The sequence below is a fragment of the Roseateles sp. FW301-B2 genome (assembly GCF_058788955.1).
In genome coordinates this window covers 141994-167692 of sequence record NZ_JBYTBE010000004.1, presented here as the reverse complement: position 1 = coordinate 167692, position 25699 = coordinate 141994, and the positions used below count along the sequence as shown (strand labels likewise).

Sequence of the window (25699 nt, the reverse complement as noted above, 5' to 3'; positions counted from 1 at the left end):
AGAATCAGCCGAACAGGCGCTGGCCGGTCAGGCGTTCGTGCTCTCTGAGGGCAAAGCGGTCGGTCATGCCGGCGATGTAGTCGGCGCAGGCCCGGGCATGGTCCTCGCTGTCGGCAAAGTCGGCCGGCAACTGGGCCGCATCAGCGAAGTAGGTCTGAAATAGATCACGCAGCACCCGCTCCGCCCGGCCGCGCGTCGCCTGCACCTGCTCATGGCGATAGAGATTGGCGAACAGAAACCGCTTGAGCTCGCTGCTGGCCGCACGCATCGCGGTGCTGAAGCGCACCAGGGGTGCGGCATCGCGCACCGCTGCGATGTTGACAGGGTCCAGCTCGGCCAGGCTCTGCCCGGTCGCACGGATGATGTCGTAGACCTGCTCCGACAACATGCGGCGTATGGTTTCAGCCAGCAGGCGCTTCCCGTTCAAGCCCGGATGCGCATGCAGGCTGCTGCGCAAATGCTCGGCCACCAAGGGCACCTGCTCCAGTTGCTCCAGGCTCACCAGGCCCGAGCGCACGCCATCGTCCACATCATGGGCGTTGTAGGCCACCTCGTCGGCCAGATTGCACAGCTGCGCCTCCAGGCTGGGCTGGCCACCGCGCAGAAAGCGCGCCGCCACACCGTCGGGCTCCTGCGCCTCCAGCAGATTCGCGTTGCGCCTGGAGCAATGCTTGAGGATGCCTTCGCGGCTTTCGAACGTCAGATTCAACCCGTCGAAGCTGGGGTAGCGCTGCTCCAGCCTGTCCACAACGCGCAGCGATTGCAGGTTGTGCTCGAAGCCGCCATGCGCCTGCATGCAGTCGTCCAGCACATCCTGGCCGGCGTGGCCAAAGGGCGTGTGGCCGAGGTCGTGTGCCAGCGCGATGGTTTCGATCAGATCCTCGTCCAGCTGGAGGCTGCGGCCGATCGATCGCCCCAGCTGCGCCACCTCCAGCGAATGCGTCAGGCGCGTCCGGAACAGATCGCCCTCGTGATTCAGGAACACCTGGGTCTTGTAGACCAGGCGCCGGAATGCGGTGCTGTGGACGATGCGGTCGCGGTCGCGCTGGAACTCGCTGCGCGTCGGGGCCGGGGGCTCGTGAAAACGGCGGCCGCGGCTGCGCGCCGGGTCAGCGGCGTAGCGGGCGCGCATCATGGCCGGCTGCGCCTCTCTCTATGCGCAATGCGCCTGCAGCACGGCATCCACCAGCGCCTCGTCGGCGCCATGCATGCCGGCCTTGCCCAGTGCCTCGATCAGCACGAAGCGGATCTCGCCACCCTCGGCCTTTTTGTCGACGCGCATCAGCTCGAGATAACGCTGCAGCCCCAACTTGGGCGCGGTCACGGGCAAGCCCGCAAGCTCGATCACGCGCCGCATGCGCGGCAGGAAATCGGCCGGCATCAGCCCCTTGCGCACCGAGAGGTCACTGGCCAATACCATGCCGCAACCCACCGCCTCGCCGTGCAGCCAGTTGCCGTAACCCAGCCCGGTCTCGATGGCGTGGCCAAAGGTATGGCCGAAGTTGAGGATGGCACGCAGGCCCTGCTCGCGCTCGTCCTGGCCAACCACCCAGGCCTTGATCTCGCAGCTGCGCTTGACGGCGTAGGCCAGCGCACCCTTGTCGCGCGCGCGCAGCGCATCGATGTGGGCTTCGATCCAGGTCAGGAACTCGGCATCGGCGATGGGGCCGTATTTGATGACCTCGGCCAGGCCGGCCGAGAGCTCACGCTCCGGCAAGGTATCGAGCGTGTCCAGATCGGCAATCACGCGCTCGGGCTGGTAGAAAGCACCCAGCATGTTCTTGCCCAGCGGGTGATTGATGGCGGTCTTGCCACCCACCGAGGAGTCGACCTGCGACAGCAGCGTGGTGGGCACCTGCACGAAGGGCACGCCACGCATATAGACCGCGGCGGCAAAACCCGTCATGTCGCCAATCACACCGCCACCCAGGGCCACCAGCACGGTCTTGCGATCGGAAGCCGTGCGCAGCAGGGTATCGAAGATCTGGTTGAGCGAGTCCCAATCCTTGTACTGCTCACCATCGCGCAGCAGCACGGCGTCGACACGGGCATAGTGCCCCAGCAGTTGCTGACGGCAGCGCTCGAGATACAGCGGCGCAACGGTCTCGTTGCTCACGATCAGGGCGGCCGAGGCCTTGGGCAAGCCCTGCCAGGCGAGCGGATCGCTCAGTTGGCCGGAGCCGATGCGGATGTCGTAGCTGCGTTCGGCGAGGGAGATGCGGACGGTCTGCAGAGAAGAATCGGTCGTGCTCATGCGCTGAAGTGTACGGGCCGCCGCCGTGGCGCCAGCCTCTCAGCTGCGCTCGGCACCCACCGTGGCCGCCACGCGCTCGGGGCTGACCACACCGGCCAGCTCGAGCTGCATCAGGATCATGTTGGATAGGGCATGCACCGAGGGGCGCCCCGTCTCCATCACATAGTGCGCCACACGGCGGTAGAGCGGGTCGCGCACGTGGTACAGCTCGCGCAGCTTCTGCAGCGGGTCGCGGACCTGCAACAACGGCCGCTGCGTGTCGTGACGCAGCCGCCTAAACAACTCCTCCGGCGACGAGCGCAGATAGATCACGGTGGCGCACTGGTGCAGCGCCGCGCGGTTCTCCTCCCGAAGCACCGCCCCACCACCCGTCGCCAGAACCAGCTCGGTCCCGCGGGCGAGCAGCTCGGCAATCACACGCGCCTCAATGTCCCGGAAGCTGGCTTCGCCTTCACGCTCAAAGAATGCCTTGATCGGCATGCCGATCTGCCGCTCGATCTCAGCGTCCGAGTCAACGAACGGGACCTGCAACTGCCGCGCCAGTTGCTTGCCAACGGTGGACTTGCCACCGCCGGGCATGCCAACGAGAGCAATCGTCAGTTGGTGCAACTCACAAGCCCCGCGGCCGTCGCCTCGTCTTTATTGATGGCTTGCGTAATCGAATGAACAAGGCCTCCAGGCGAGGTGAAGGTCACCGCAATCGTGCCCGAGCTTGTCTTGTCATCGAACTTGTAGCTGACTGCAGTTCCCGTAGGCGTTGCTGTGCTCGGCACGGGAGAGCCACCCAGCACCTCTGCCGACAGGCCATCGGTCGTCTTTACCGAAATCGTGGTGCCGGCCGACACTGGGTTGTACGCCACCGGGTTCGCATCGGCCACCGTGAAGGAAAGCACTCCCGTGACGCCCATGTTGTACAAGGGATCAGCGCCGAACGGCATGAAGTTTGAGGTCTGCGCTACGTCGTTGACGTAGTGCGTGATCAGCGAAACCGACGATGCGCAAATGCCCCCCGCTGCCCGGGCCCCGGCGTTCCGGCTCAGGCCCCACAGCGGGCGAGTTGTGGAAGTTGAAAATATCGTCTGCACCGCTCGGCGAACGTAGGCACGGCCCCAGGTCTGACTGCAGGTATTCGGACGCGAAGGAATACTGACGCCCATACTTAGCAGGGAAGATGTACCCGCCAAACAGGCTTTGCTCTCGCCAGTCGATACAGACACGAACTGATCGTCGCTAGCCTGGTAGAAGTTGTCGAACTTGCGATCCAAGAAGATGTCACCAAGGTCCTGGAAGTCTTCGGCAGCGTCGTAGGTGTTGTTGCCGTTGGTGTCCAGGAAGGATTTTTCACCAAGGGCGTACGCCACGACAGTGACACGCCCATCAACGGGAACCGGGGCAGCAGTGGCGAAGTTTGCGGTCGCCGTCGCAATGCCACTGGCGCTGAGTGCAGTCTGCTTTATGGCCTCGACTTGCCCGCCTTCCGTGACGAAGTTGATTGCCGTACCGTTTGGCACCGGGTTGCCAAGTCGATCCGAGGCAATCACGGTATAGGTGTTGGGCGTCCCTTGGATGTTGTAACCCTCGATATTGATCGTGCCCTGAGCCATCGAGAAATTCAGTTGCGACGGCAGGCCCACCGCAATGGCCAGGACACTGGACACCGTGGAGATATTGCTGCCTTGCAACGTTGCCTTGATGCGCACAGGCGTTGGCACCGTGCCCGAATTGACACGAACAATGACGTTGCCATCCTTGTCGGTCTTCTTGGTCACCGCCGTACTGCCGCCATCCAAGGTCAGACCGCCAACCAGCACGCTAGGTTCAAGAACCACGGTTTGCTCAGGCAGCCCATTGTTGTTGGCATCTTTGACCTGGAAAGTCACGTTCGCGTTTTCCACCAGGCCGGAGCCACGCAGATAGATGTTGGACGGCGCAGCCGAAACAAAACCAATGCTGGCGACTGCGGGCGAATTGACAGGGATGCTGAGCGACTGCGTCAGTGCTGTGCCTGTCACCGAGATCTGAAGGTTCTCAGCCGCCGCGACCGCGCCGCAGCCACCGTCACGGAACGTGAATGTGGCTCGGCCGGTGGAAGTGGTTTGACTGCTAGGCGTGATGCTGCCCTTGCCCGCCGCCGTGCATGACGAAGTCAGCGCAAGGTTGACCGGGCTGGTCGACGAGGTGCCAGTCAGCGTCACCGTAAGGCCCGCTTGGCCATAGGCCGACAGGCTGCTCACGTCCGACGTGAACGAAGCAATCGCCACATTGGTCGCTGTCAGTTGAAAGCCCGTCGATGCGCTGTAATCCTTGGTCAAATAGTTGACCGTCGCCTTGACCATATCGGCGCCCGTTGAAGCCGTCTGCGCCGGTGACAAGATCACCGTCGCCTGCCCGTTGGCATCGGTCAGGGCGGATGGTGCGCTAAAAGCACCCAGGCCAGCATCGGTGCTGAACTTGACCACCTGCCCCACCAATGGGGAACCGGCCTTGTTCTTGACCTGCACCGACAGCGTCGCAGGAGCGCCTGCACTCACGGTTGTCGTCGAAAGTGCCAAGCTCACCACAGCCGTGTCCGTGGAGGTGCTGCTGCCTGTACCAGTGCTTCCACCGCCTAGAACGGGATCTCCCGCGCTCCCGCCGCCGCCGCCGCAGGCGCTCAACAGCAGCGCCACACCCAGGCCCAGCAAAGCAGCGACCTTGCCATTACCCAGCCAATTTTTTCCGTTCATCACTCAGACTCCTTTTCGCCCTTGCCGCAGCGACGGCAGAGCAGCTCCCTTTAGCGCGCCGTCACGCGGTCGTTGACGACCTTCGGCGTGATGAATACCAGCAATTCCGTCTTGTTCGAAATGCGTGCCTTACTCTTGAACAGATTGCCCATGATGGGCACGTCGCCAAGGAAGGGCACTTTAGTCACATCTTCGCGCTCCACCTGGGTGAAGATGCCGCCTATCACCACCGTGCCGCCGTTCTCCACCAGCACCTGAGTCTTCACATGCTTGGTGTCGATAGCAAAACCGGCCGAGGTCTGGCGTCCGACGCTGTCCTTGTTGACATCAACGTCCAGGATCACATTACCTTCCGGCGTGATTTGCGGCGTCACCTCCAGCTTCAAATTGGCCTTGCGGAACGCAATCGAGGTCGCGCCGCTCGCCGTGGCCACTTGATAGGGCAATTCCTCGCCCTGTTCAATCAAGGCCTTGACTTGGTCAGCCGTTACCACGCGAGGGCTCGAAACGATCTTGCCGCGACCATCGGCCTCAAGCGCCGACAGCTCAAGGTTCAAGAATCGATTGGCCGTGGCGCTGAACAACGACAATGCAAAGTTGGCCGGTGCAAGATCGCCGATCTTCGGCGCCGGCATATTGATGAATTGGCTGTTGCTGAAATCGACCTTGTCGCTCTGCTTGGTTTGATAGCCGATGGCGTTGTAGTTGCCACCCACCGCCACGTAGTTGTTGCCACCAACATTTACCCCAGGGATGCCACCCTGCAATCCCCGCATATCAGTGGCGCCCAGCTTCACGCCCAGCGAGCGGCCGAACTTGTCGTCGGCCTCGACAATGCGCGCCTCGATCAATACCTGGCGTACCGGAATGTCGATCTTGGCGACCATCGCCAGAACTTCTTCCAGCTTGGAGGGGATGTCGGTCACGAACAGTTGGTTGGTGCGACTCTCAAACATCGCGCTGCCGCGCGTTGACAGCAGCCGCGTTGCAGTACCACTGCTGCCGGCACCTTGCGACGTTCCGGTCAGCCCCCTGGCAACTTCCTCGGCCTTTGTGTAGTTCAGTTGGATGGCCTGCGTGCGCAGGGGCTCAAGCTGGGAAATCTGTGCCTTGGCCTCAAGATCCAGCTTCTCCTTGGTGGCAAGCTCATCCTTGGGCGCGATCCAAAGCACATTGCCAGACTTGCGCAGACCCAGACCCTTGGCCTGCATGATGATGTCCAGCGCCTGATCCCACGGGACGTCCTTGAGTCGAAGCGTCACGTTACCAGTCACGGTATCGCTGGTCACAACATTGAAATTGGTGAAGTCGGCGATCACCTGCAGCAGGGCGCGAACCTCGATGTTCTGGAAGTTCAGCGACAGCTTATCGCCCGCATATCCCGGCCCCTGCGTCAGCTTGTTGGGATCGATCTTCTGCGGCCGGACCTCTAGCACAAACTGGTTATCACTCTGATAAGCGCTGTGCTCCCAGGCACCACGTGGCTCCACAACCATGCGCACGCGATCACCCACCTGCGAGGTCGACACCGCTTGCACAGGGCTACCGAAGTCAGACACGTCGAGGCGGCGCCGCAGGTTCTCAGGCAGGCTGGACTTGAGGAACTCGACCACCAGGTTCTGGCCTTGTTGTTGGATGTCCACCCCAACCTGTGTGCTAGGCAGATTGACAATCACACGCCCCGCACCATCCTGGCCACGGCGGAAGTCAATGTCGCGCAAGGCCTGCGACGCCGCATTCTGGCTGGCAGCGAAATGCACCGGCTCGGCCGTCACCTGCCCTACGTTGCTAGCCAGCGGCACTTGCTCCAGGAATATCAGCAGCGCGTTATCTTGCAACTGCGCCCGGTAAGTCGCTGACTGCCGCAAGTTCAAGACCAGCCGCGTGCGCTCGCCGGCCTGGGCCACATTGGCCGAGCGAATATTGCCTTGATTGATCTCGACCGCCGAACGGCCTAGTTCGTTGGAGACGCCCGGCAAGTCGATGGCGATGCGAGGAGGTGTCTGAACCGTGAAACCGCGCGGGATTTCGCTCAGCGGCTGCGCCAACTCTATGCGCACCACCTCGGCACCCGACTGCTGCAGGCTGCTGATGGAGCGGATCGCGTTCTGCGCCCACACAGGCAGGGGCGCCAAACAACCCACCGCCACTGCACATGCCAAAGCTCGCCACTGGCTCATTCGAAGAGTCTCCGGAAGTATTCTCATCGTCCCTTCTCCTGTAGCTGGAGGGTACTGGTGCGTTCAACCCATTCGCCCGCAGCGTCCTGGACGACTTCTCGCAAGGTGATATCGGTTTCGGTGATCTTGGTGACGCGGCCGAAATTGAGTCCGAGGTAGTCTCCGCCCTTGACCTGGTAGAGCAGGTTGTCCACCTTCAGCAGGGCGAAGCGATTGTTGGAGCGCGTCAGGCTGCCCACCATCGACATGCTGTCCAGGGGAAACGATTCCAGCGGTTCGCGCCGTCGATTCATCTCGGCCGCCAACAGCGAATTGGGCTGTGCCGATTCCTGCTTGATGGCCACGCTCAGCTTCTGCGTGCTGAAGGGGTCCACGCCGTTCTGCGCCTCGTAGGCCTGGGGAAGAAATTTCTTGGGCGGAACCAGCTGGCGCACCGTCGGGCGCGCCGCGCGGCGCTGCTCTTCAATCCACTGCTGAAGCTCGTCCACATCCGACGAGCAGGCCCCCATTCCCAGCAGCAAGGTCAACGCGGCCAGGCAACGCCAACTTATCTGATAAGCCGTCATTTCTTGGCCCCCGCCGCCTTGGCTGCACTGCGCTTTTGCTCACTCACTTCATTGGCATCCAGGTAGCGATAGGTTCGCGCCGTAGCTTCCATCGCCAGATTGCCAGACGCATCCTTACCCGCGGGCATCACGACATTCAAGTTGTGCAGCGTCACGATGCGTGAAAGGTTGGATACGTCTGCGGTAAAGGCGCCAACATCGTGGTAACGCCCTGAGACCCGCAAGGCAATCGGCAGCTCGGCGTAGTAATCCTTGATGACCATCTGCCCCGGACGGAACAGCTCAAACTGCAGCCCACGCCCCAGCCCCGCCTGATTGATATCCGACAGCAGGGCGTCCATTTCAGCCTTGCCAGGCAGCTGCTTCTCCAGCTGCGTCACATACTCCTCAACCTGGCTTTTCTGTTTACGCAACTCAGGCAGATTGACCGCCTGCGCCAGCTTGCCGGTGTAATCGGCCTTCAGCTTCGGTTCACGCTCGCGCTCGGCATCCAACGCGGACTGAACGTCGGCAAGCACGAACACCCAACCCAATACCAAAACCAATACACCGATCGCCATGAACGATGCCAGCTTGGGTGCCAATGGCCATTGCCCAGGCTCATTTGGATTGAGTCCGCGGAATTGCTCCGCAAGCCCTTCGAACCAGACATTGAGGTTCAGATTGCCTTTTTTCGCCTTTTTCAGCATGTCCGCCCTCAAGACTTCTTGGCCGGCACACCAGAGCTTGGTGCGGCTGGCGATTCGCTCGCCGGTGCCTTGATCGACACCTTCATCGAGAACTCAAACAACCGTTTCTGATCGCGTGAATTGGCGCTGAGGTTGGCGATCTTGATCTCCACCAACTCGGGTTTTTCCAGCCATTCGGAATTGCGCGCGGTACTGCGCAACAACTCGGAAACACGCTCGTTCGTTTGCGCGACACCGTTGATCGAGACCACTTTGTCGTTCTGACGGATCGCCGTCAGATACACGCCCTCGGGCGTATGCCGGGCCAGTTCGTTCAGCAGATGCACCGGCGTATTGCGGTCCGCCTGTAAATCCTCCACCGCCCGTTGGCGAGACTTCAGCGATTCAATTTCAGCCTTGAGGTTGGCAATATCCTTGATCTGGCTGTCGAGCTTGTCGATCTCGGTCGTCAAAAAATGGTTGCGAGAAGCTTGTGCGGCGGTCATCTGCTGCAGCAGCAGCATGCCGGCGCCCACCACCACGGCGCCCAACACGGCCGAAACACCCAAGCCGACAAAAAATGCCGTCTTACGGCGCTTGCGCTTCTCTTCCCGATAGGGCAGCAGGTTGATCAGAATCACTGAAAGAACCTCCGCATCGCCAAGCCACAGGCGGTCAGATAGGCCGGCGCCTCGCGGCGCAACTTGGCCTCGCGCACCGACGAGCCCAGCGCCATATTCTCGAACGGGTTCACCACCATGCAGGCAAAGCCCGTCAACTCCGTGACGCGCTCCTTGAGCCCGGGCAAGGTGGCCGTTCCTCCGGCCAGCATCACGTAATGCACCTTGTGATGCGGCGTGCTGGTGAAGAAGTACTGCAGGGCGCGCCCGATTTCTTGCGAGAGGCTGTCCACGAACGGGTTCAGCACCGCGGTTTCGTAGTCTTCCGGCAGCTCGTTCGCGAGCTTCTTGAGCTCAGCCTCCTCAAACGAGAAGCCGTACTGACGCGAAATGAGCTGCGTCAGCGCCGACCCGCCGAAGGCTTGGTCGCGGTCATACAGCATCTCATCGTCCCGCAGGACCTTCAGACTGGTGGTGTCAGCACCGATCTCGAACAGTGCCACCAAGGCATCCTTGCCCTCGCTGGGCAAATTCGCGATCAGCCGCCCCATCGCCATGCGGGATGCATGCGATTCGATGTCCAGAATGACCGGGCGCAAACCCGCTGCCTCGGCCAAGCCCTGCCTGTCCTGCACGCGATCCTTGCGCGAGGCGGCGATCAGCACCTCGACATCGCCAACGGACGTGGGGCTGGGGCCGATTACGCAGAAGTCCAGGCTAACCTCGTCCAGGGAGAACGGAATGTACTGATTCGCCTCCGCCTCGACCTGGATCTCAAGCTCTTCGTCGCGCAAGCCCGCGGGCAGCATGATCTTCTTGGTGATCACGGCCGACTGCGGCATCGCCAGCACGGCGTCGCGCGTTTTGCTGCCACTGCGCGCCACCACGCGGCGCACGGCATCCGCCACCTCATCGAATTTCTCGATTTGGCCATCGGTGATCCAACCTTTTTCGAACGGCTCGGTCGCAAAGCGTTCCAAGACCATCTCGCCATTGGCACTCTGACCCAATTCGACCAGTTTCACACTGGACGAGCTGATATCCAAGCCAATCATGGGCGGATGCTTGCGACCCAGCAGTACGTCAAGTATTCCCATGACGCTTATCCCCCAACGCGCCGCGAGTGCGCCGGACTATTAATAAGTTACTTGAATGCTAGCAGCAAAGCCTATGACGCCCCAAGGCTTTCTGCCTCATGCAAGTAACACCACGTTGCGAAACATACACGACTGCCGCGGCACCCTAAGGCCGGAATAACACCGCTATTTCGGCATTGGCCCCACACCTATTGGTAAGCAGAGGTGACAAGGCGCGCGTGCGCGGGGCGTTTCTATAATCCCCCGACCGCGACGGAGCCCCATGAGCGAAGCCAAGAAGAAGTCCCCACCGAGCACGGCCGACAGGCCGCAGGCACAAAGCCTTGGATCCATGCTGTTGCGCGCGGGCGGTTGGGCCTTGGCGCTCCTGGCGGCGGGCGCCGGCGGTGTCTTGCTGCTGCTGGCCATGGCCTTGGCGATGGCCTACCCCAATCTGCCGGATATCAGCGGCCTCACCGACTACCGCCCCAAGCTGCCCATGCGGGTGCTCTCCAGCGATGGCGTGGTGCTGGGCGAGTTCGGCGAAGAGCGCCGCAACTATCTACCGATCAAAAGCATCCCCAAGGTCATGCAGGATGCCATCCTCGCGATCGAGGATGCACGCTTTTACCAGCACGGCGGGGTGGATTACCTCGGCGTGATCCGCGCCGGCCTGGCCAATGTGGGCGAATCGCGCAGCCAGGGGGCATCGACGATCACGATGCAGGTGGCGCGCAATTTCTATCTCTCCACCGAGAAGACCATGACACGCAAGATCTACGAGATCTTGCTGGCTTTGAAGATCGAGAACGCGCTCAGCAAGGAGCAGATCCTCGAGATCTACATGAACCAGATCTTCCTGGGACACCGGGCCTATGGCTTCGCCGCCGCCAGCGAGGTCTACTTCGGCAAGCCGCTCAAGGACATCTCGATCGCCGAGGCTGCCATGCTGGCGGGCCTGCCCAAGGCACCGTCCGCCTACAACCCCATCAACAACCCGCGACGGGCCAATCAGCGCCAGCAGTACATCATCGACCGCATGCTGGACAACGGTTACATCACCGAGGAACAGCACAAGGAGGCGAAGGCACAGACGCTGCGCTATCGCCAGGTGGCCGAAGCCTCCTCGCATGCGGAATACGTGGCCGAGGTGGCCCGACAGTTGATCTACACCCAGTACGGCGATGAGGCCTACACGCGTGGGCTGAACGTCTACCTGACCCTGAATGCCGACGAGCAGAACGCCGCCTATCGGGCACTGCGGCGCGGCATCATGGACTTCGAGCGGCGGCAGGTCTACCGCGGCCCGGAGGCCTATATCGACCTGCCGACCAACCCCAAGGATGTCGACGTCCGCGTCGCCGAGGCCCTGTCCGAGCATCCGGCCAACGACGAATTGCTGGCCGCCGTGGTGCTGGAAGCTGATCCGAAGAAGGTGGCGGCGGCCCTGCAGAGTGGCGAGACCATCAACATCGTCGGCGAGGGGCTGAAGCCCGCCACCTCGGGCCTGTCCGAGCGCGGCAACCCCAAGACGCGCATCCGCCGCGGCGCGGTCATCCGCGTCGTCAAGGGCAGCAAGAACGACTGGACGATCACCCAGTTGCCCGAGGTTGAAGGCGCCTTCATTTCCCTGGACCCGCGCGACGGCAGGGTACGGGCCATGGTGGGCGGCTTCGACTACGCCAAGAACAAGTTCAACCACGCCACCCAGGCTTGGCGCCAGCCCGGCTCGAGCTTCAAGCCCTTCATCTACTCGGCTGCCTTGGAGAAAGGCTTCACGCCCGCCACGGTGGTGAACGACGCGCCGCTGTTCTTCGACGCCAGCACCACGGGCAGCCAGCCCTGGGAACCGAAGAATTACGACGGCACCTTCGATGGCCCCCTGCCGCTGCGTCGCGCGCTCGCCAAGTCCAAGAACATGGTGTCGATCCGGGTGCTGCAGTCGATCGGCGTCCACTACGCGCAGGACTGGATCACCCGCTTCGGCTTCGAGGCCGAGAAACATCCCGCCTACCTGACCATGGCGCTGGGCGCCGGCTCGGTCACGCCGATGCAGATGGCCCAAGGCTATGCCGTGTTTGCCAATGGCGGCTATCGCGTCAGCCCACAACTCGTCGCCAGGCTCACCGACCACAAGGGCAAGCTACTGTACGAGGCTGGCTTGCCGAGCCAAATGGACGAGAGCCACCGCGTCATCGATGCGCGCAATGCCTTTCTGATGACCAGCCTGTTGCAGGAGGTCACCCGCAGCGGCACCGCCGCCAAGGCCCAGGCGCAACTCAAGCGGCCGGACATCTATGGCAAGACCGGTACCACCAACGATTCGATGGACGCCTGGTTCGCCGGTTACCAGCAGCAGGTGGTGGCGGTGGTCTGGATCGGCTACGACCAGCCGCGCAAGCTGGGAGATCGCGAAACCGGCGGCGGGCTGTCTCTGCCGGTCTGGATCGAATACATGAGCCAGGCACTGAAGGGTGTGACGGTCTCGGAGCCCACGGCGCCGGAAGGCGTGATGCAGGTGAACGGCGAGTGGTTCTACGATGAGTATCAGGGCCAGTCGGGCGTGCGCGCACTCAGCAATGACGAGGCCAAGCTGCCCGGCAACGCCAGCGAGGAAGAGAAGAAGAGCGTCCTCGACCTCTTCAAGCGCTGAACGCCCCGTTCAGACCGGCGGCGCGAACCGCAAGTTCTTGCCGGCCTGCGCGCTGGCCTGCGCGGACAAGAGCGCATGGAACTCCTGCGACTCGCGGGTATCCAGCCATTGCCCGGCCACATACTTGAAGTGGTAGCCACCGGCCCGCGTCGCCAGCCACAGCTCTTGCAACGGGGGCTGGGTGTTGATGACGATCTTGCTGCCATTGGGAAAGCTGAGTTCCAGCAGCCCGCCGGTGCGATGACTGTCGATGTCGATCAGGTCGCCGTCCAGCCAGGCATCAACCTGGACCTCGATGTGATCAAGCACCGCACGCGTCTTCGCCTGGTAGTCGGCATCGCTGAGGGGGCTGGCTGTCATGGCGGCTAAACTTCCCGAATGTTGATCGATCAAAGCCACAGTGTAGGCCGCTCCGGCAAGGCCGCCCCGGCCTCAGGGTTTCAGCGCCGCAGTTCGCCGCGGCGCGGCGCCGCCGCGCTGTTGCTGGCACTTGCCGCTGCATGTGTCGCGATGGGGCTGAGCGCCTGTGGTCAAAAGGGCCCGCTGAGCCTGCCACCGCCACCCGCCAAGCCAGCCAGCGCCGCCGGCAGCGCACGCTAGGCGCGGCCTTCCTGCACCGCATGGCAGGCCACCTGCACGCCCTGGAACAGGGTCAGTGCCGGTCGCTCCTGCCGGCAGCGCTCATTGGCCAGGGGGCAGCGTGGATGGAAGCTGCAGCCGCTGGGCGGATTGAGCGGGTTCGGCACCTCGCCGCGCACCGGCGTGCGTGCCCTCCCCGACATGTGGATGTCGGGGATCGCATCCAGCAGCATGCGCGTGTAGGGATGGCGCGGCCGTGCAAACAGCTCAACCTTGTCCGCCAGCTCGACCAGACGCCCCAGGTACATCACCCCCACTTGGTCGCTCACATGCCGCACCACCGCCAGGTTGTGTGAGATGAAGAGGTAGGTCAGCCCGCGCTGGCGCTGCAGGTCCTTCATGATGTTGAGAACCTGGGCCTGCACCGACACGTCGAGGGCCGAGGTCGGCTCGTCGCAGACCAGGAACTCCGGCTGGGTGGCCAGCGCGCGCGCGATCGAGATGCGCTGGCGCTGCCCGCCCGAGAACTGGTGCGGGAATTTCTCGCTGTCCACCGCGGCCAGGCCCACCGAGCGCAGCAGTTCGGCGACGCGCTCGCGCAGTTCCGAGACATCGCGCACCAGGCCATGCTCGCGCAAGGGCTCGGCCACGATGTCCTGCACCTTCCAGCGCGGATTCAGGCTCGCATAGGGATCCTGGAAAATCATCTGCATGCGCCTGCGCAGGGCCAGGCGCTGGGCCGCATCCATCTTGGCGGCCGTATCCACGCCGTCGAAGCTGACGCTGCCGCGCGTGGGCTCGTAAAGCCCCACCAGCAGGCGCGCCACGGTGCTCTTGCCGCAGCCGGATTCGCCCACCAGGGCCAGCGTCTTGCCCTTGGCGATACTGAAGCTGAGCCCGTCCACCGCGTGCACGAACTGCCGCCCCTTGCGCTCGACAACGCGATTCAGCCAGGGCGCAGAAACATCGAAGGTCTTGGCGAGGTCCTTCACCTCCAGCAGCGGCTTGGTGCTCATGCGGCCCGCCCCTCATCCGCCGCATGCAGCCAGCAGGCCGCGCGCGTGCCACCGGCAGGCATCAGTTCGGGTCGCGCGCGCAAGCAACGCTCAACGACGCGCGGGCAGCGCGGATTGAATGCGCAGCCGGCCGGAATCGCATTCAGGCGCGGCATCGCCCCGTCGATCTGCAGCAGGCGCTCTCTATCCTCGTCCATCGCCGGGATCGAGCCCATCAGGCCGACGGTATAGGGATGGGCGGGTTGGTGGATGACATCGCGGACCGGTCCGATCTCGACGATGCGTCCGGCATACATCACCGCCACGCGATCGCAGGTCTCGGCGATCACGCCCATATCGTGCGTCACCAGCATCACGGCGGCGCCCTGCTCCTTGCACACGCGCCTGAGCAGGGCAATGATCTGCGCCTGTATCGACACGTCCAGCGCTGTGGTCGGCTCGTCAGCCACGATCAGCTTGGGCTCGCCCGCCAGCGCCAGCGCAATCACCACGCGCTGCCGCATGCCGCCCGAGAATTGATGCGGATACTGGTCTATGCGTGCCTCGGGCGCGGGGATGCCGGTCTGCTGCAGCAGTTCGATGGCACGCCGGCGCGCCTGCTGGTGGCTCAGCCCGAGATGCGCGGTGATGGTCTCGATGAGCTGCTGGCCCACCGTGTAGAGCGGATTCAGCGAGGTGAGCGGGTCCTGGAAGATCGCACCGATGCGACGCCCGCGGATGCGCCGCATCTGCTCGTAGGGCAGGTTGTCGATGCGCTGGCCCTCCAGACGGATCTCGCCACCGGCGATTCGGCCGGGCGGATCCAGCAGGCCGATGATGGAGGCGCCGGTGAGCGACTTGCCGGCCCCCGATTCGCCCACCACGCCAAGAATCTCGCCGGCGGCAATGTCGAAGGAAATGTCGTCCAGCGCCAGCAAGTTGGCACGGCGCGACGGGAACTCGACGCGCAGCTCGCGGACTTCAAGCAAAGAAGCGGTGGGGCTCATGCCGGCATGCATCCTCGGTCTCAACGCAGGCGCGGGTTGAGCGCATCGCGCAACCAGTCGCCCAGCAGGTTCACGCTCAGGGCGATCAGCACCAGCATCGCGCCCGGCCAGATCGTGATCCACCATTCGCCCGAGAACAGAAAGTCGTTGCCCACCCTGATCAGCGTGCCCAGTGACGGGCTGGTGGGCGGCACCCCCACGCCCAGAAACGACAGGGTGGCTTCGGTGATGATGGCCGAGGCCACCTGGATGGTGGCCAGCACCAGCACCGGACCCAGCACGTTAGGCAGCACATGCTTGAACATGATGCGCAGGGGGCCCACGCCGATGACACGCGCCGCCTGCACATATTCCTTGTTGCGCTCCACCATGGTGGAGCCGCGCACCGTGCGCGCGTACTGCACCCAGCCGGTGAGCGCGATGGCGAAGATCAGCACCAGGAAGGCCAGCGTCTCATGCGCATGCGGGAACAAAGCCCGCCCGACGCCATCGATCAGCAAGGCCACCAGGATGGACGGGAAGGACAGCATCACGTCGCAGACGCGCATGATGAAGCCGTCCACGCGCCCACCCGCAAAGCCGGCCAGCAAACCCAGGCCAACGCCGATCAGCATCGACAGCAGCACCGACGCCAGCCCCACCAGCAGCGAGATGCGTGCGCCATACATCAGGGCCGAGAGAATGTCACGCCCCTGGTCGTCGGTACCGAGCAGATATTTGCCCGAGCCACCCTCGATCCAGGCCGGCGGCAGGCGCGAATCCATCAGCTCCAACGTGGAAAGATCAAAGGGGTTGTGGGGCGCCACGAACTCGGCAAACACGGCGCACACCACACAGGCCAGCGCGATCACGCTGGCCAAGATCGCCATCGGCGAGCTGCGGTAGGAATGCCAGAGGTCGCCGTCGAAGAAGCGCCGCCAGGCGCTCGGCGCCGCGGCTTGGGGTTGCGGATTCGGGTTGCGGCTCATGTCAATGTCCGCCGGCCTTGCCCTCGACGCGCAGGCGCGGGTCGACGGCGAAGTACAGCAAGTCCACCAGCAGGTTGATGCTGACGAAGATGAAGGAGATCAGGCACAGATAAGCCGCCATCACGGGGATGTCGGCGAACTGCACGGCCTGGATGAACAGCAGGCCCATGCCCGGCCACTGAAACACGGTCTCGGTGATGATGGCGAAGGCGATCAGCGAGCCGAGCTGCAGGCCGGTGATGGTGATCACCGGCACCAAGGTGTTGCGCAGCGCGTGGCCAAAGTAGACCGCGCGGTTGCTCAAGCCGCGTGCGCGCGCGAACTTGATGTAGTCGGTGCGCAGCACCTCCAGCATCTCCGCACGCACCAGGCGCATGATGAGTGTGAGCTGAAACACCGACAGCGTGACCGCGGGCAGTAGCAGGTGCTTGAGCCCATCCAGGCTCAGCAACCCGGTGGTCCAGCTGCCGAAGGCCAGCACCTCGCCGCGGCCAAAGCTGGGCAGCCACTTCAGGTTCACGGCGAAGATCAGGATCAGCAGGATGCCGATCAGGAAGGTGGGCAGCGACACGCCCAGCAGCGACAGCGTCATCAGCAGCTGCGACGAGGCCCGCCCGCGCCGCAATGCCGCGATCACGCCCAATGGAATTCCCAGGCCCAGCGCAATCACCGCCGCCGCCAACGAGAGTTCGAGCGTGGCAGGAAAGCGCTCGACGATGAGCGTGGAGACCTTGCGCCCCTGCCTCAGGCTGAGGCCGAATTCACCCTGAACGGCATTGCCCACGAAGCGCGCGAATTGCACCGGGAACGAGGCATCCAGGCCCAGGTCGTGGCGCAGTTGCTCGCGCTGTTCCGGGGTGGCGTCCTGCCCCAGCAAATTGGTCACCGGATCGCCCACATACTGGAACAGCATGAAGGCGATGAAAGCCACCGTCAGCATCACGACGATGGCCTGCACCAAGCGCCTGAGTATGAAAACTAGCATGTCTGAGGGAATTCAGGGCGGCCCGTGCTGGCGCTTGATCAGCCATCGAGCCACGCTGCGACGCAGCGCTGCCACCCAACGGAGGCGCCATCATCAAGGACGGATGAGCGCCTGGCAAACGGGAAAGCCCTGATCGGTGCGCAGCACGACTTCGGTGCTGCGACGCCTCAGAAAATCAGGCTGCCCGGCAACAGATTGGCCTGTTGATCGACAAAGCGGATGCTGCCGTAGCAAGCCTCGGCGCGCCCCGGGCTGTTGTCGGCGTCGGTCATGAGCGCGGCACCGACCATGCGGCCCGGTTCCTCGCCAAAGGCTTTCTTGAAGTCGGCGGCGATGTCGCGGCGAAAGCTCTGCCACTGGCCCGCCGCATCATTGCCGACCACGATCTTGCGAATGCGGTCCGTGCGGGCATTGACCACCACCGTCTCGGGCGTGCGCCGCGGGTCCCACACATACATCAGGGTCGCATAGGGCGGCGATTCACCGGTCAGCACGCGCGCCAACTCGAACAGCATGCGATTGCGCCCCGAAAGCCGTGCCTCGTCACCCTCGAATGCCAGCACCAGGCGCGCTGGCGCGTCGTCCAGGTCGGGATCGGTATCGGCCGCCATCGCCTGCTTGCCGGCAATCCACCACTCAAACTCAAGCCGCTCCACCTGTTGCGGCAGCAGCGTCAGTTGCCGGCGCCACAAGCTGGCTGACTCTTGCGCCTGCGCCAGCACACAAGCCTGGCCCGCCCGCTGCCCCAGCGAATACTGCGTGGCGCGCTTGCCCGGTAGCTCGCGCGCCGACCAGTCCTGCAAGCCCGCGAGCGGCCGCGCGCCCTGCTGCGCCGGCTGCACATGCGAGCAAGCCGCCAGACACAGGGCAGCAGCCACCGCGAGTAGGGATCTAGCCATGGACGTACAACTCCGGTTCGGACGCAACCTGTCAACCCTAGGCCACGCGCAGAAACCCGCCGCCAATTTGGTCACGGCTTGCAGCGGCCAAGAAAAACAGGCCGCACAAGGCGGCCTGCAACGTGACGGGCATCACGCCCAACCCTTCAAACTCAGAAACGGTGACGCAGACCCACCGTGTAGCCATCGCGCTTGGTAGCGCCGTTGGCCAGGGTCAGATTGCCGCTGATCTTGGTGTGATCCAGTTCCAGGTAGGCATCGGTACGCTTGGAGAAGGCGTAGTCGGCGACGAAGGCGAAGAAGTCACCCTTGCCATTGCCGGCGGCCACATAGCCGGTCTGCTTCGCGTTCCAGTATTGCGCGCCCAGGTTCAGCTGAGGCGTCAGCTGGTAGGTGCCACCAACGCTCCACATATCGCGATGCTCGCCCAGCGCGGCGGCGGCGTTCAGTGCGCCGACGATGGAGCCTGCCAGGGTCGCGTTGGTCACGGCGCTGAAGCCGGCTTCGAACTTGTTGCGCGCCCAGCCGGCATTCAGGTACCAGGGGCCGCTGGTCCAGGCACCACCGATGGTGGTGGCCTTGACGCTCTTGCCGGCCGCATCCTTCAGGTCCAGATAAGCGCCTGCGACGGCGAACTCACCCACGGCATAGCGGAGCAGTCCACCCATGGACTTGCCGGCACCGCCCTCACCTGCGCTGGCCTGCGCCTCGGCGCGGAAGCCGCCGACTTCGATCAGGTACTTGACCATGTTGTCGTTGCGCGCGCCGAGCGAGAAGCCGATCTCAGGCTTGTAGATCTCGGCATAGGGCGAGTACTTGAACGAGGCGTAGGTGGCGGTCACCGCATCGAACAGCACGTTGTACTGGCGACCCAGGGTGATGCGACCGAAGCTGCTGGACTGAATGCCCACCCAGGACTGGCGCCAGAAATCGGCAGCAGCCACCGCGCCGGTATCGGACAGCAGACGATGCTCCAAATTGGCGATGCCCTTCAGGCCACCACCCATGTCTTCGGTAATGTTGATGCCCAGACGGCTTTGCGACATGCCGCCGGGAGCCAGGGTAGACAACGAAGAGCCCTTGCTGGCGGCATTCGGGCCGGCGTTCGTGGTGTAGCGAGCACCTGCATCAATGATGCCGTACAGGGTCACGCTCGACTGCGCATAGGCGGCACCCACGCTGCTGGCGAGGAGTCCCAAAACCAAGGTTGCCTTCTTCATCTCTATGTCTCCTGGTTAGAAAAATACCTATCGCTATTGTGGTGTGGCCCTAGGGATTCGGCCCCGCCCTGTTGCACCGATCCAACGGGAAATAACCCTGTCTCGGCGGCGACAGTTGCGCCATCGCAAACGAAAAAGGCCACCTTGCGGTGGCCTTGCAGCAAGGCGCCGAAGCGCCCAATCTGTTGATCAGAAGCTGTGGCGAATGCCCACGTCGGCGCCACGCGAGGTGCCGCCGGCATTGACCGCATTGCCGCCCGCGACCACGAACTTGGCAACGCCTTCGTTCTTGATCTGCGACAGGGTGGCGTAAATGGTCGTGCGCTTCGACAGGATGTGGTTGTAGCCCAGCGCGAACAGCTTGGCATCGCCGGCAACCTTGCCCAGTTCGGCAGCGTTGTTGGCATTGGCATCGGCGTAGGAGAACAGCAGCTCGCCCGAGCCCACCGGCACCACGGCGCCGACTTGCCACCACGACTGCTTCAGCGACGCGAACTTGTTCTGGCCCAGCATCACCGAGGCCTTGGCCACGCCGAAGTCGTACGAACCGGCAACGACGCCGAGCTTGTACTTGTTGCTGTCGACACCGCCGACGCTGTAAGCAGCGGCCACATGGACGGGGCCGGCCTTGTAGCCGAGGCGACCGGACATGGTCTTGTTGCCATCGGTCGCTGCACCTTCGCCGGCCGCCACGTCGGCACCGCCGTACACGCCACCCAGATCGCCAGGCAGCACGTAGCCGACTTGGTTGTCGGCACGGTTAGGCACGCCAGCCTTCGAGCCCAGGCCCGAGAAGATGGCGGTCACGGCACCGGTACCGGTGGTCGAATAGGGGTCGAAATCGTCGATCGTCAGGCGAGCCGCGATCTTGTGACGGCCCAGGCGCACTTCACCGAAGGCGCCCGACAGGCTCACCGTGGCGCGGCGGCCCCAGAAACGCGATGCATCCACCGAGCCGGCGTCCGGCGACAGCGCGCCTTCCAGCCAGAAGCTGGCCTTCAGGCCGCCACCCAGGTCTTCCACGCCACGCACGCCCAGACGGCTGCTCGAGCGGCCGTCCGACGACAGCGTGTTGACGGTGCCGGCAGCGCCCTTGACTTGGCGCACGCCAACGTCAACGAGGCCGAACAGGGTCACCGACGATTGCGCCGAGGCGGTGCCGACCAGCGAGCCCAGCACAGCCAGAGCGATCAGGGATTTCTTCATTGGGTTCTCCAAAATTGAACAAGAGGTCTCGGCCTGCAAAGCCAAACATCCGGCCGACCGAGCCAACCTCCGCAGCGGAAGTTGCGCCTATTGCACCAGAGCCCGGCGGCCCTGGCCATAAACGGCATGCAAATTGGGGCCTTCCGTTGCCGGAGGGCAACGTCTCGCAAGCATAAAAAACCTGTCACAAAACTCAGGCAAATCCCGCAAAGGAAAACCCTCAACAGGGGTTGTGGCGGCTACCGGGCTCGTACACTGCCTGCCATGAGCCCACGCTAGACACCATGCCCCGCCTCAGCATGAACCCCGCCGCCCACCTCAACTTCGCCGACCGACTGATCTCGTCGGCCGACCACGCCTTGCGTACCATGACCGGCGCACATGCCGGCCGCCGGCCCTCGCCTGCGGCGGGGCTCAAAGCCGAGCTGTCGGACGAAGACGGCCAACTCGCGGGCGCGCTGATGCGCGTCAATCATGTCGGCGAGGTCTGTGCACAGGCGCTCTACCGTTCGCAAGCACTCGTGACCAGCGATGCGACCCTGCGCCACCACTTCGAGCGCGCCGCCGAGGAAGAGGTAGACCATCTGGTGTGGACGCGTCAGCGCCTGGCCGAGCTGAACGCCCACAGCAGTTACCTGACCCCGCTTTGGTATGCCGGCGCCTTCGGCATCGGCGTGGCGGCCGGACTGCTGGGCGACCGGCTGAGCCTGGGCTTTGTGGTCGAGACGGAGCGGCAGGTGGAGGCCCATCTCGCCAGCCATCTGGATCGCCTGCCCGCCGCCGACCGGCCCTCCCGGGCGATTGTGGCCAAGATGCAGCAGGAAGAAGCCGCCCATGCGGAAGAGGCCATGCAGGCCGGCGCGCTCGAATTGCCCGCGCCGGTCCGCGGCCTGATGCGTCTGGCGGCACGCGTCATGACGCGCACCGCTCACCATATCTAGACCTCGACGAGTTCCACCGAGGTCGTGATCTCGGCCGTCTTGCCCAGCATGATGCTGGCCGAGCAGTATTTCTCGTGCGACAGAGCCACCGCACGCTCCACCACCGCCTTATTGAGGCCGCGGCCCTGCACCACGAAATGCATATGTATCTTCGTGAAGACCTTGGGCTCGATGGCCGCACGCTCGGCGCTGAGTTTGACCTGGCAGCCGCGCACGTCGTGCCGACCGCGTTTGAGAATCAGCACCACGTCATAGGCGGTGCAGCCGCCGGTGCCGGCCAACACCGTTTCCATCGGGCGCGGGGCCAGATTGTGTCCGCCGCCGTCAGGCGCGCCGTCCATGGTCAGCAAGTGACCGCTGCCGGTCTCGGCCACGAAAGCCATGCCTTGCTCGCCCATCCAATTGATCGTGCATTCCATCCTGCGCTCCGGTCGGGATCGTCTATCTAGAGAACTTCCTCCAATGCCAGCACGCAAATTTATTGCGATGCAACATGGCCTGGTCGTAGAATTCTAAGCAAGCCAGCCAATCCAAGCGCAAACGTATGCGGACTGTGTGTTGACTGGCACCTTTTGTCTCCTCCACCGCCTCCATGGTGGATTCAGCCCGAGGCCTCACGGCCCCGGGCTTTTTTTCGCCCTGACGCGGTGAAAAGGCCGGGCCAGACCCCTGACTTATGATGGTGCACTGCAACAGCTTCACGCATTGGAGAGCATTCATGCCAGGCCCCGCCAAGTCGCGCAACCCCAAGCAGCCGCCCATGCCCGCGCTGATTCCCGCGGACAACAGCTATCTGCAGCGCATTCTGAATGCCAAGGTGTACGACGTCGCGATCGAGACCTCGCTGGATCCGGCCAAGAACCTCTCCAAGCGCCTGGGCAACAAGGTGCTGCTGAAGCGCGAGGACCAGCAGCCCGTGTTCTCCTTCAAGCTGCGCGGCGCCTACAACAAGATGGTGCATCTGAGCCGCGAACAGCTCGACAAGGGCGTGATCTGCGCCTCCGCCGGTAACCATGCCCAGGGTGTGGCGCTGTCGGCCAGGAAACTGGGTTGCCGCGCCGTCATCGTGATGCCGGTGACCACGCCCAAGGTCAAGATCGACGCGGTGCAAAGCCATGGCGGTGAGGCGGTGCTGTTCGGCGACTCCTATAGCGACGCCTACGGTCATGCCCTCGAGCTTGAGAAGGCCCAGGGCCTCACCTTCGTCCACCCCTTTGACGACCCCGATGTGATCGCCGGCCAGGGCACCGTCGCGGTGGAACTGCTGCGCCAGCACCAGGGGCCGATCGACGCCATCTTCGTCGCCATCGGCGGCGGTGGCCTGATCTCGGGCGTCGCCGCCTACATCAAGGCGGTGCGGCCGGAGATCAAGGTGATCGGCGTGCAGACCAAGGACTCGGACGCGATGGCACGCTCGGTGAAGGCCGGCAAGCGCGTGCAGCTGGCCGATGTGGGCCTGTTCTCGGATGGCACGGCCGTCAAGCTGGTGGGCGAGGAGACCTTCCGCATCACGCGCGCGCTGGTGGACGACTTTGTGCTCGTCGACACCGATGCCGTCTGCGCCGCCATCAAGGACGTGTTCGAAGACACTCGCAGCATCCTGGAACCGGCCGGCGCCCTGGGCGTGGCCGCGGTGAAGCAGTACGTGAAGGACAAGGGCTGCAAGGGCCAGACCTTCATCGCCATCACCTGCGGTGCCAATATGAACTTCGACCGCCTGCGCTTCGTGGCCGAGCGCGCCGAGGTGGGTGAGCAGCGCGAGGCGCTGTTCGCCGTCACCATCCCGGAGGAGCGCGGCAGCTTCAAGCGCTTCTGCGAGCTGATCGGGCCGCGCAGCGTGACCGAGTTCAACTACCGCATCTCGGACGCCGAGCGCGCCCATGTGTTCGTGGGCCTGGCGGTGCACAAGCGCGACGAGGCCGACAAGCTGGCGCGCACGCTGGAGAAACAGGGTTTCGCCACCGAAAACCTCACCGACAACGAGCTCGCCAAGCTGCACATCCGCCATATGGTGGGTGGCCGCACCGAGCTGGCACGCAACGAGCGCCTCTACCGCTTCATCTTCCCCGAGCGCCCGGGCGCGCTGATGCGCTTCCTCTCCAGCATGCATCCGAACTGGAACATCAGCCTGTTCCACTACCGCAACCAGGGCGCCGACTACGGCCGCATCCTGGTGGGCATCCAGGTGCCGCGCGGCGACAACGCGGCGCTGCGCGAATTCCTGGAGACGCTCAACTACCCCTTCGTGGACGAGACCAACAACCCGGTATACCGCCTCTTCCTGCGCTGACGCGCTGCCCGAGAAGGGCATTTGCCGATATGTTTGTGTGAGAGATCGCACAGAATAGGCAGCCTGGCGAGCGCAAGCTGCCGCACCGGCCTCCCATGTCCATCCACCAATCGCTGATTTCACCCACCGCCAATCCCGACCTCGAGCGTTCGCTGCGCGAGCGCATCGAGCGCTCGGCCGCGTTGAGCGGTGGGCTGGGCGAGCTGGAGCCCTTGGCCGTGCGGCTGGGCCTGATCCAGAACACCCTCACGCCGCGCTTCCGCGACCCCACCCTGGCGCTGTTCGCCGCCGACCATGGCCTGGCCGTGGACGGCATCGGCAAGCTGCAGGGCCGCACCACGCGCGAGCACGCCTTGCTGGCGCTGCAGAATCGCCTGCCCTGCGCGGTGTTCGCGCGCCTGCAGGGCATGCAGCTGAGCGTGGTGGACTGCGGCATTGCCGAATCGCTGCCACCCCACCCGCGCCTGCTGGCGCGCAAGATCGCGCATGGCACGCGGAACTCGCGCGTGGGCCAGGCGATGAGCATGGAACAGGCGCATGCCGGCGTACGCGTGGGCATGGAGATTTCCGACAACCTGAGCGGCAATGTGCTGGCCTGCGCGGCCCTCGGCCAGGGCGCCGACGAGGCCGGTGCCCTGATCCTCTCGCGGCTGGTGGACATGCCGGTGCGCGAGCTGGTGGTGTCAGGGCCCGATATGCGCCAGGACGATCTGGCCCATCTGCTGGTGGTCCTGCACAGCGCCCAGGGCCGGCACCGCGACGTCAGCGATCCGATGGAAGTGCTGGCCGCCTTCGGTGGTTTCGAGACCGCCGTGATGGTGGGCGCCATGCTGGTGGGTGCCAGCAAGCGTCATCTGATCCTGGTGGACGGCATCGCCGCCTGTGCCGCGCTCAAGGTCGCGGCCATGATCGCGCCGCCGGTGACGGACTACGCGGTGTTCTGCCGCAGCAAGACGCATCGCGGCCTCGACGAGGCCTTCGCCCTCTTCCACGCCTCGGCCCTGCTGGAGCTGGGCATGGAGGCGGCCGACGGTACCGGCTCGGCGCTGGCCTGGCCGCTGATACGCAGCGCCGCGGCCCTGCTCACCGAGGTGCGGGACTTCGGCGAGGGCCCGCCCACCACCCGCCCCAACCAGCTGGCCGTCGCGTCATCGCGTTTCTAGGCCTTGCTGCAAGGGCTGGCGCAGCGGCACCGAGTTCGGCTCCGGCGCATTCGGCAGCGGCACGGACTGCATGGGCGGCAGCGGCATATTGCCCACCGCCAGCGGCGGCGGCCCGCCATTGCCGATCGGCGGCCCGTTGCCCGCATTCCCTCCCAGGATCACCGGCGATGGCGCCGCCACCGGCAGCGTGCCCGCGGCCGCCTCGGTGGGCGGCGCGAGCTGCAGCGAGAACGCCGGCACGCCGGCGCGGCCCAGGGTCACGCTGCGGGCCTCCACCGCCAGCAGGCTGTATTCGCCGTCCAGCATCGCCCCCACCCGCACCGTGCGCGGCGGGCCGCCGTCCACCGTCAGCAGGGCCACGCCCTCGCCGGCATTCCAGGCGCCCGCGCGCTTGGGCGCCACCACGCCCAGCAGCTTGAAGCGGCTCTCGGCCGCCGGCTGGGCCGGCGTTTCGGCCGGCTCGCTGGCGCTGGCGCCGAACAAGCGGCTCAGGTCGGCCTGCACCACGCCGCGGTCGCCGGCGCTGAGCGCGCCGGCCGGTGTCGGCATGGCACTCGGGCCGAGTTTGAGCAGCCAGTAGCCGCCGCTGCAGGCCAGCAGCCCCCACATGAGTAAAGCCATCGTTCGCGCAAGCATGAGCCGATTATGATTCAAGCGACATCCGGTACCGGCCACTGGCATCATGCCGGTCAACACCTGACCC

General features: G+C 64.3%; 24 protein-coding genes. 5 read left to right on the top strand and 19 right to left on the bottom strand.

Going from position 1 to position 25699, the window contains the following annotated elements; all coding sequences use genetic code 11:
• Positions 1 to 4: 4 nt before the first annotated feature.
• From AC3WQY_RS05015 to AC3WQY_RS04975, 9 genes are read right to left on the bottom strand one after another with little or no spacing between them, the layout of a single operon-like run.
• Positions 5 to 1135 (bottom strand): deoxyguanosinetriphosphate triphosphohydrolase, encoded by a 1131-nt coding sequence (locus tag AC3WQY_RS05015; RefSeq protein ID WP_492706319.1) that lies wholly within the window; start codon positions 1133 to 1135, stop codon positions 5 to 7.
• An 18-nt stretch (positions 1136 to 1153) separates the two neighbouring features.
• On the bottom strand, positions 1154 to 2254 hold the full coding sequence (aroB, locus tag AC3WQY_RS05010) for a 3-dehydroquinate synthase (RefSeq protein ID WP_492706317.1): 1101 nt from the start codon (positions 2252 to 2254) through the stop codon (positions 1154 to 1156).
• 39 nt (positions 2255 to 2293) lie between these two features.
• Complete coding sequence (locus AC3WQY_RS05005) at positions 2294 to 2854, bottom strand: shikimate kinase (RefSeq protein ID WP_492706355.1); 561 nt, start codon at positions 2852 to 2854, stop codon at positions 2294 to 2296.
• Positions 2851 to 4980, bottom strand: a complete 2130-nt coding sequence (locus tag AC3WQY_RS05000) for an Ig-like domain-containing protein (protein ID WP_492706315.1) — start codon at positions 4978 to 4980, stop codon at positions 2851 to 2853. Before AC3WQY_RS05000 ends, AC3WQY_RS05005 begins: the two co-directional genes overlap by 4 nt.
• A 50-nt stretch (positions 4981 to 5030) precedes the next feature.
• A complete protein-coding gene (locus AC3WQY_RS04995) occupies positions 5031 to 7160 on the bottom strand; it encodes a type IV pilus secretin PilQ (RefSeq protein WP_492706313.1) in 2130 nt (709 codons plus the stop codon).
• Positions 7161 to 7183: 23 nt separating this feature from the next.
• Positions 7184 to 7669, bottom strand: coding sequence for a pilus assembly protein PilP (locus AC3WQY_RS04990; RefSeq protein ID WP_492706353.1), 486 nt, complete (start codon positions 7667 to 7669; stop codon positions 7184 to 7186).
• Positions 7670 to 7722: 53 nt separating this feature from the next.
• On the bottom strand, positions 7723 to 8415 hold the full coding sequence (locus tag AC3WQY_RS04985) for a type IV pilus inner membrane component PilO (protein WP_492706311.1): 693 nt from the start codon (positions 8413 to 8415) through the stop codon (positions 7723 to 7725).
• Between the two features lie 8 nt (positions 8416 to 8423).
• On the bottom strand, positions 8424 to 9035 hold the full coding sequence (locus tag AC3WQY_RS04980; RefSeq protein ID WP_492706309.1) for a PilN domain-containing protein: 612 nt from the start codon (positions 9033 to 9035) through the stop codon (positions 8424 to 8426).
• Positions 9032 to 10111, bottom strand: coding sequence for a pilus assembly protein PilM (locus AC3WQY_RS04975; protein ID WP_285230893.1), 1080 nt, complete (start codon positions 10109 to 10111; stop codon positions 9032 to 9034). Before AC3WQY_RS04975 ends, AC3WQY_RS04980 begins: the two co-directional genes overlap by 4 nt.
• A gap of 262 nt (positions 10112 to 10373) precedes the next feature.
• On the opposite strand from AC3WQY_RS04975, the gene AC3WQY_RS04970 reads away from it, so the two are divergent.
• Entirely contained in the window at positions 10374 to 12743 is a 2370-nt protein-coding gene (locus tag AC3WQY_RS04970; RefSeq protein WP_492706307.1) for a penicillin-binding protein 1A, read from the top strand.
• Positions 12744 to 12752: 9 nt separating this feature from the next.
• On the opposite strand, the gene cyaY is transcribed toward AC3WQY_RS04970, so the two are convergent.
• Positions 12753 to 13103, bottom strand: coding sequence for an iron donor protein CyaY (cyaY, locus tag AC3WQY_RS04965; RefSeq protein WP_492706305.1), 351 nt, complete (start codon positions 13101 to 13103; stop codon positions 12753 to 12755).
• An 18-nt stretch (positions 13104 to 13121) separates the two neighbouring features.
• Between cyaY and lptM the strand changes: the two genes are divergently transcribed.
• Positions 13122 to 13343, top strand: a complete 222-nt coding sequence (lptM, locus tag AC3WQY_RS04960) for an LPS translocon maturation chaperone LptM (RefSeq protein WP_425334596.1) — start codon at positions 13122 to 13124, stop codon at positions 13341 to 13343.
• On the opposite strand, the gene AC3WQY_RS04955 is transcribed toward lptM, so the two are convergent.
• The 7 genes from AC3WQY_RS04955 to AC3WQY_RS04925 form a co-directional block, all read right to left on the bottom strand.
• Positions 13340 to 14338 carry an ABC transporter ATP-binding protein gene (locus tag AC3WQY_RS04955; RefSeq protein WP_285230891.1) on the bottom strand — a complete coding sequence of 333 codons (999 nt, stop codon included), beginning with the start codon at positions 14336 to 14338 and terminating at the stop codon, positions 13340 to 13342. The genes lptM and AC3WQY_RS04955 overlap by 4 nt on opposite strands.
• Positions 14335 to 15324 carry an ABC transporter ATP-binding protein gene (locus AC3WQY_RS04950; protein ID WP_285230890.1) on the bottom strand — a complete coding sequence of 330 codons (990 nt, stop codon included), beginning with the start codon at positions 15322 to 15324 and terminating at the stop codon, positions 14335 to 14337. Before AC3WQY_RS04950 ends, AC3WQY_RS04955 begins: the two co-directional genes overlap by 4 nt.
• A gap of 20 nt (positions 15325 to 15344) precedes the next feature.
• Positions 15345 to 16292: an ABC transporter permease gene (locus AC3WQY_RS04945; protein WP_285230889.1), complete on the bottom strand. Its 948-nt coding sequence runs from the start codon at positions 16290 to 16292 to the stop codon at positions 15345 to 15347.
• 1 nt (position 16293) lies between these two features.
• Positions 16294 to 17277, bottom strand: a complete 984-nt coding sequence (locus AC3WQY_RS04940) for an ABC transporter permease (protein WP_492706301.1) — start codon at positions 17275 to 17277, stop codon at positions 16294 to 16296.
• Between the two features lie 167 nt (positions 17278 to 17444).
• Complete coding sequence (locus AC3WQY_RS04935; RefSeq protein ID WP_492706299.1) at positions 17445 to 18119, bottom strand: DUF3047 domain-containing protein; 675 nt, start codon at positions 18117 to 18119, stop codon at positions 17445 to 17447.
• Positions 18120 to 18328: 209 nt separating this feature from the next.
• Positions 18329 to 19396, bottom strand: a complete 1068-nt coding sequence (locus AC3WQY_RS04930; RefSeq protein ID WP_285230886.1) for a porin — start codon at positions 19394 to 19396, stop codon at positions 18329 to 18331.
• Between the two features lie 189 nt (positions 19397 to 19585).
• The gene (locus tag AC3WQY_RS04925; RefSeq protein WP_285230885.1) at positions 19586 to 20602 is read right to left on the bottom strand and encodes a porin; all 1017 of its coding nucleotides are present in this window, start codon (positions 20600 to 20602) and stop codon (positions 19586 to 19588) included.
• Between the two features lie 299 nt (positions 20603 to 20901).
• Here AC3WQY_RS04925 and coq7 point away from each other — a divergent pair, with 299 nt between their 5' ends.
• Complete coding sequence (gene coq7, locus AC3WQY_RS04920; protein ID WP_492706296.1) at positions 20902 to 21543, top strand: 2-polyprenyl-3-methyl-6-methoxy-1,4-benzoquinone monooxygenase; 642 nt, start codon at positions 20902 to 20904, stop codon at positions 21541 to 21543.
• Here the strand turns inward: coq7 and AC3WQY_RS04915 are convergent.
• Complete coding sequence (locus tag AC3WQY_RS04915) at positions 21540 to 21962, bottom strand: OsmC family protein (RefSeq protein WP_492706295.1); 423 nt, start codon at positions 21960 to 21962, stop codon at positions 21540 to 21542. The two genes, coq7 and AC3WQY_RS04915, sit on opposite strands and share 4 nt — an antisense overlap.
• Positions 21963 to 22303: 341 nt before the next feature.
• Here AC3WQY_RS04915 and ilvA point away from each other — a divergent pair, with 341 nt between their 5' ends.
• Together ilvA and AC3WQY_RS04905 are read left to right on the top strand one after the other, a co-directional pair.
• Positions 22304 to 23833 (top strand): threonine ammonia-lyase, biosynthetic, encoded by a 1530-nt coding sequence (gene ilvA / locus AC3WQY_RS04910; RefSeq protein WP_492706351.1) that lies wholly within the window; start codon positions 22304 to 22306, stop codon positions 23831 to 23833.
• 95 nt (positions 23834 to 23928) lie between these two features.
• Positions 23929 to 24996, top strand: coding sequence for a nicotinate-nucleotide--dimethylbenzimidazole phosphoribosyltransferase (locus AC3WQY_RS04905; RefSeq protein WP_492706294.1), 1068 nt, complete (start codon positions 23929 to 23931; stop codon positions 24994 to 24996).
• Here AC3WQY_RS04905 and AC3WQY_RS04900 read toward each other — a convergent pair.
• The gene (locus AC3WQY_RS04900) at positions 24982 to 25632 is read right to left on the bottom strand and encodes a type II secretion system protein N (protein WP_492706293.1); all 651 of its coding nucleotides are present in this window, start codon (positions 25630 to 25632) and stop codon (positions 24982 to 24984) included. The two genes, AC3WQY_RS04905 and AC3WQY_RS04900, sit on opposite strands and share 15 nt — an antisense overlap.
• Positions 25633 to 25699 lie beyond the last annotated feature (67 nt).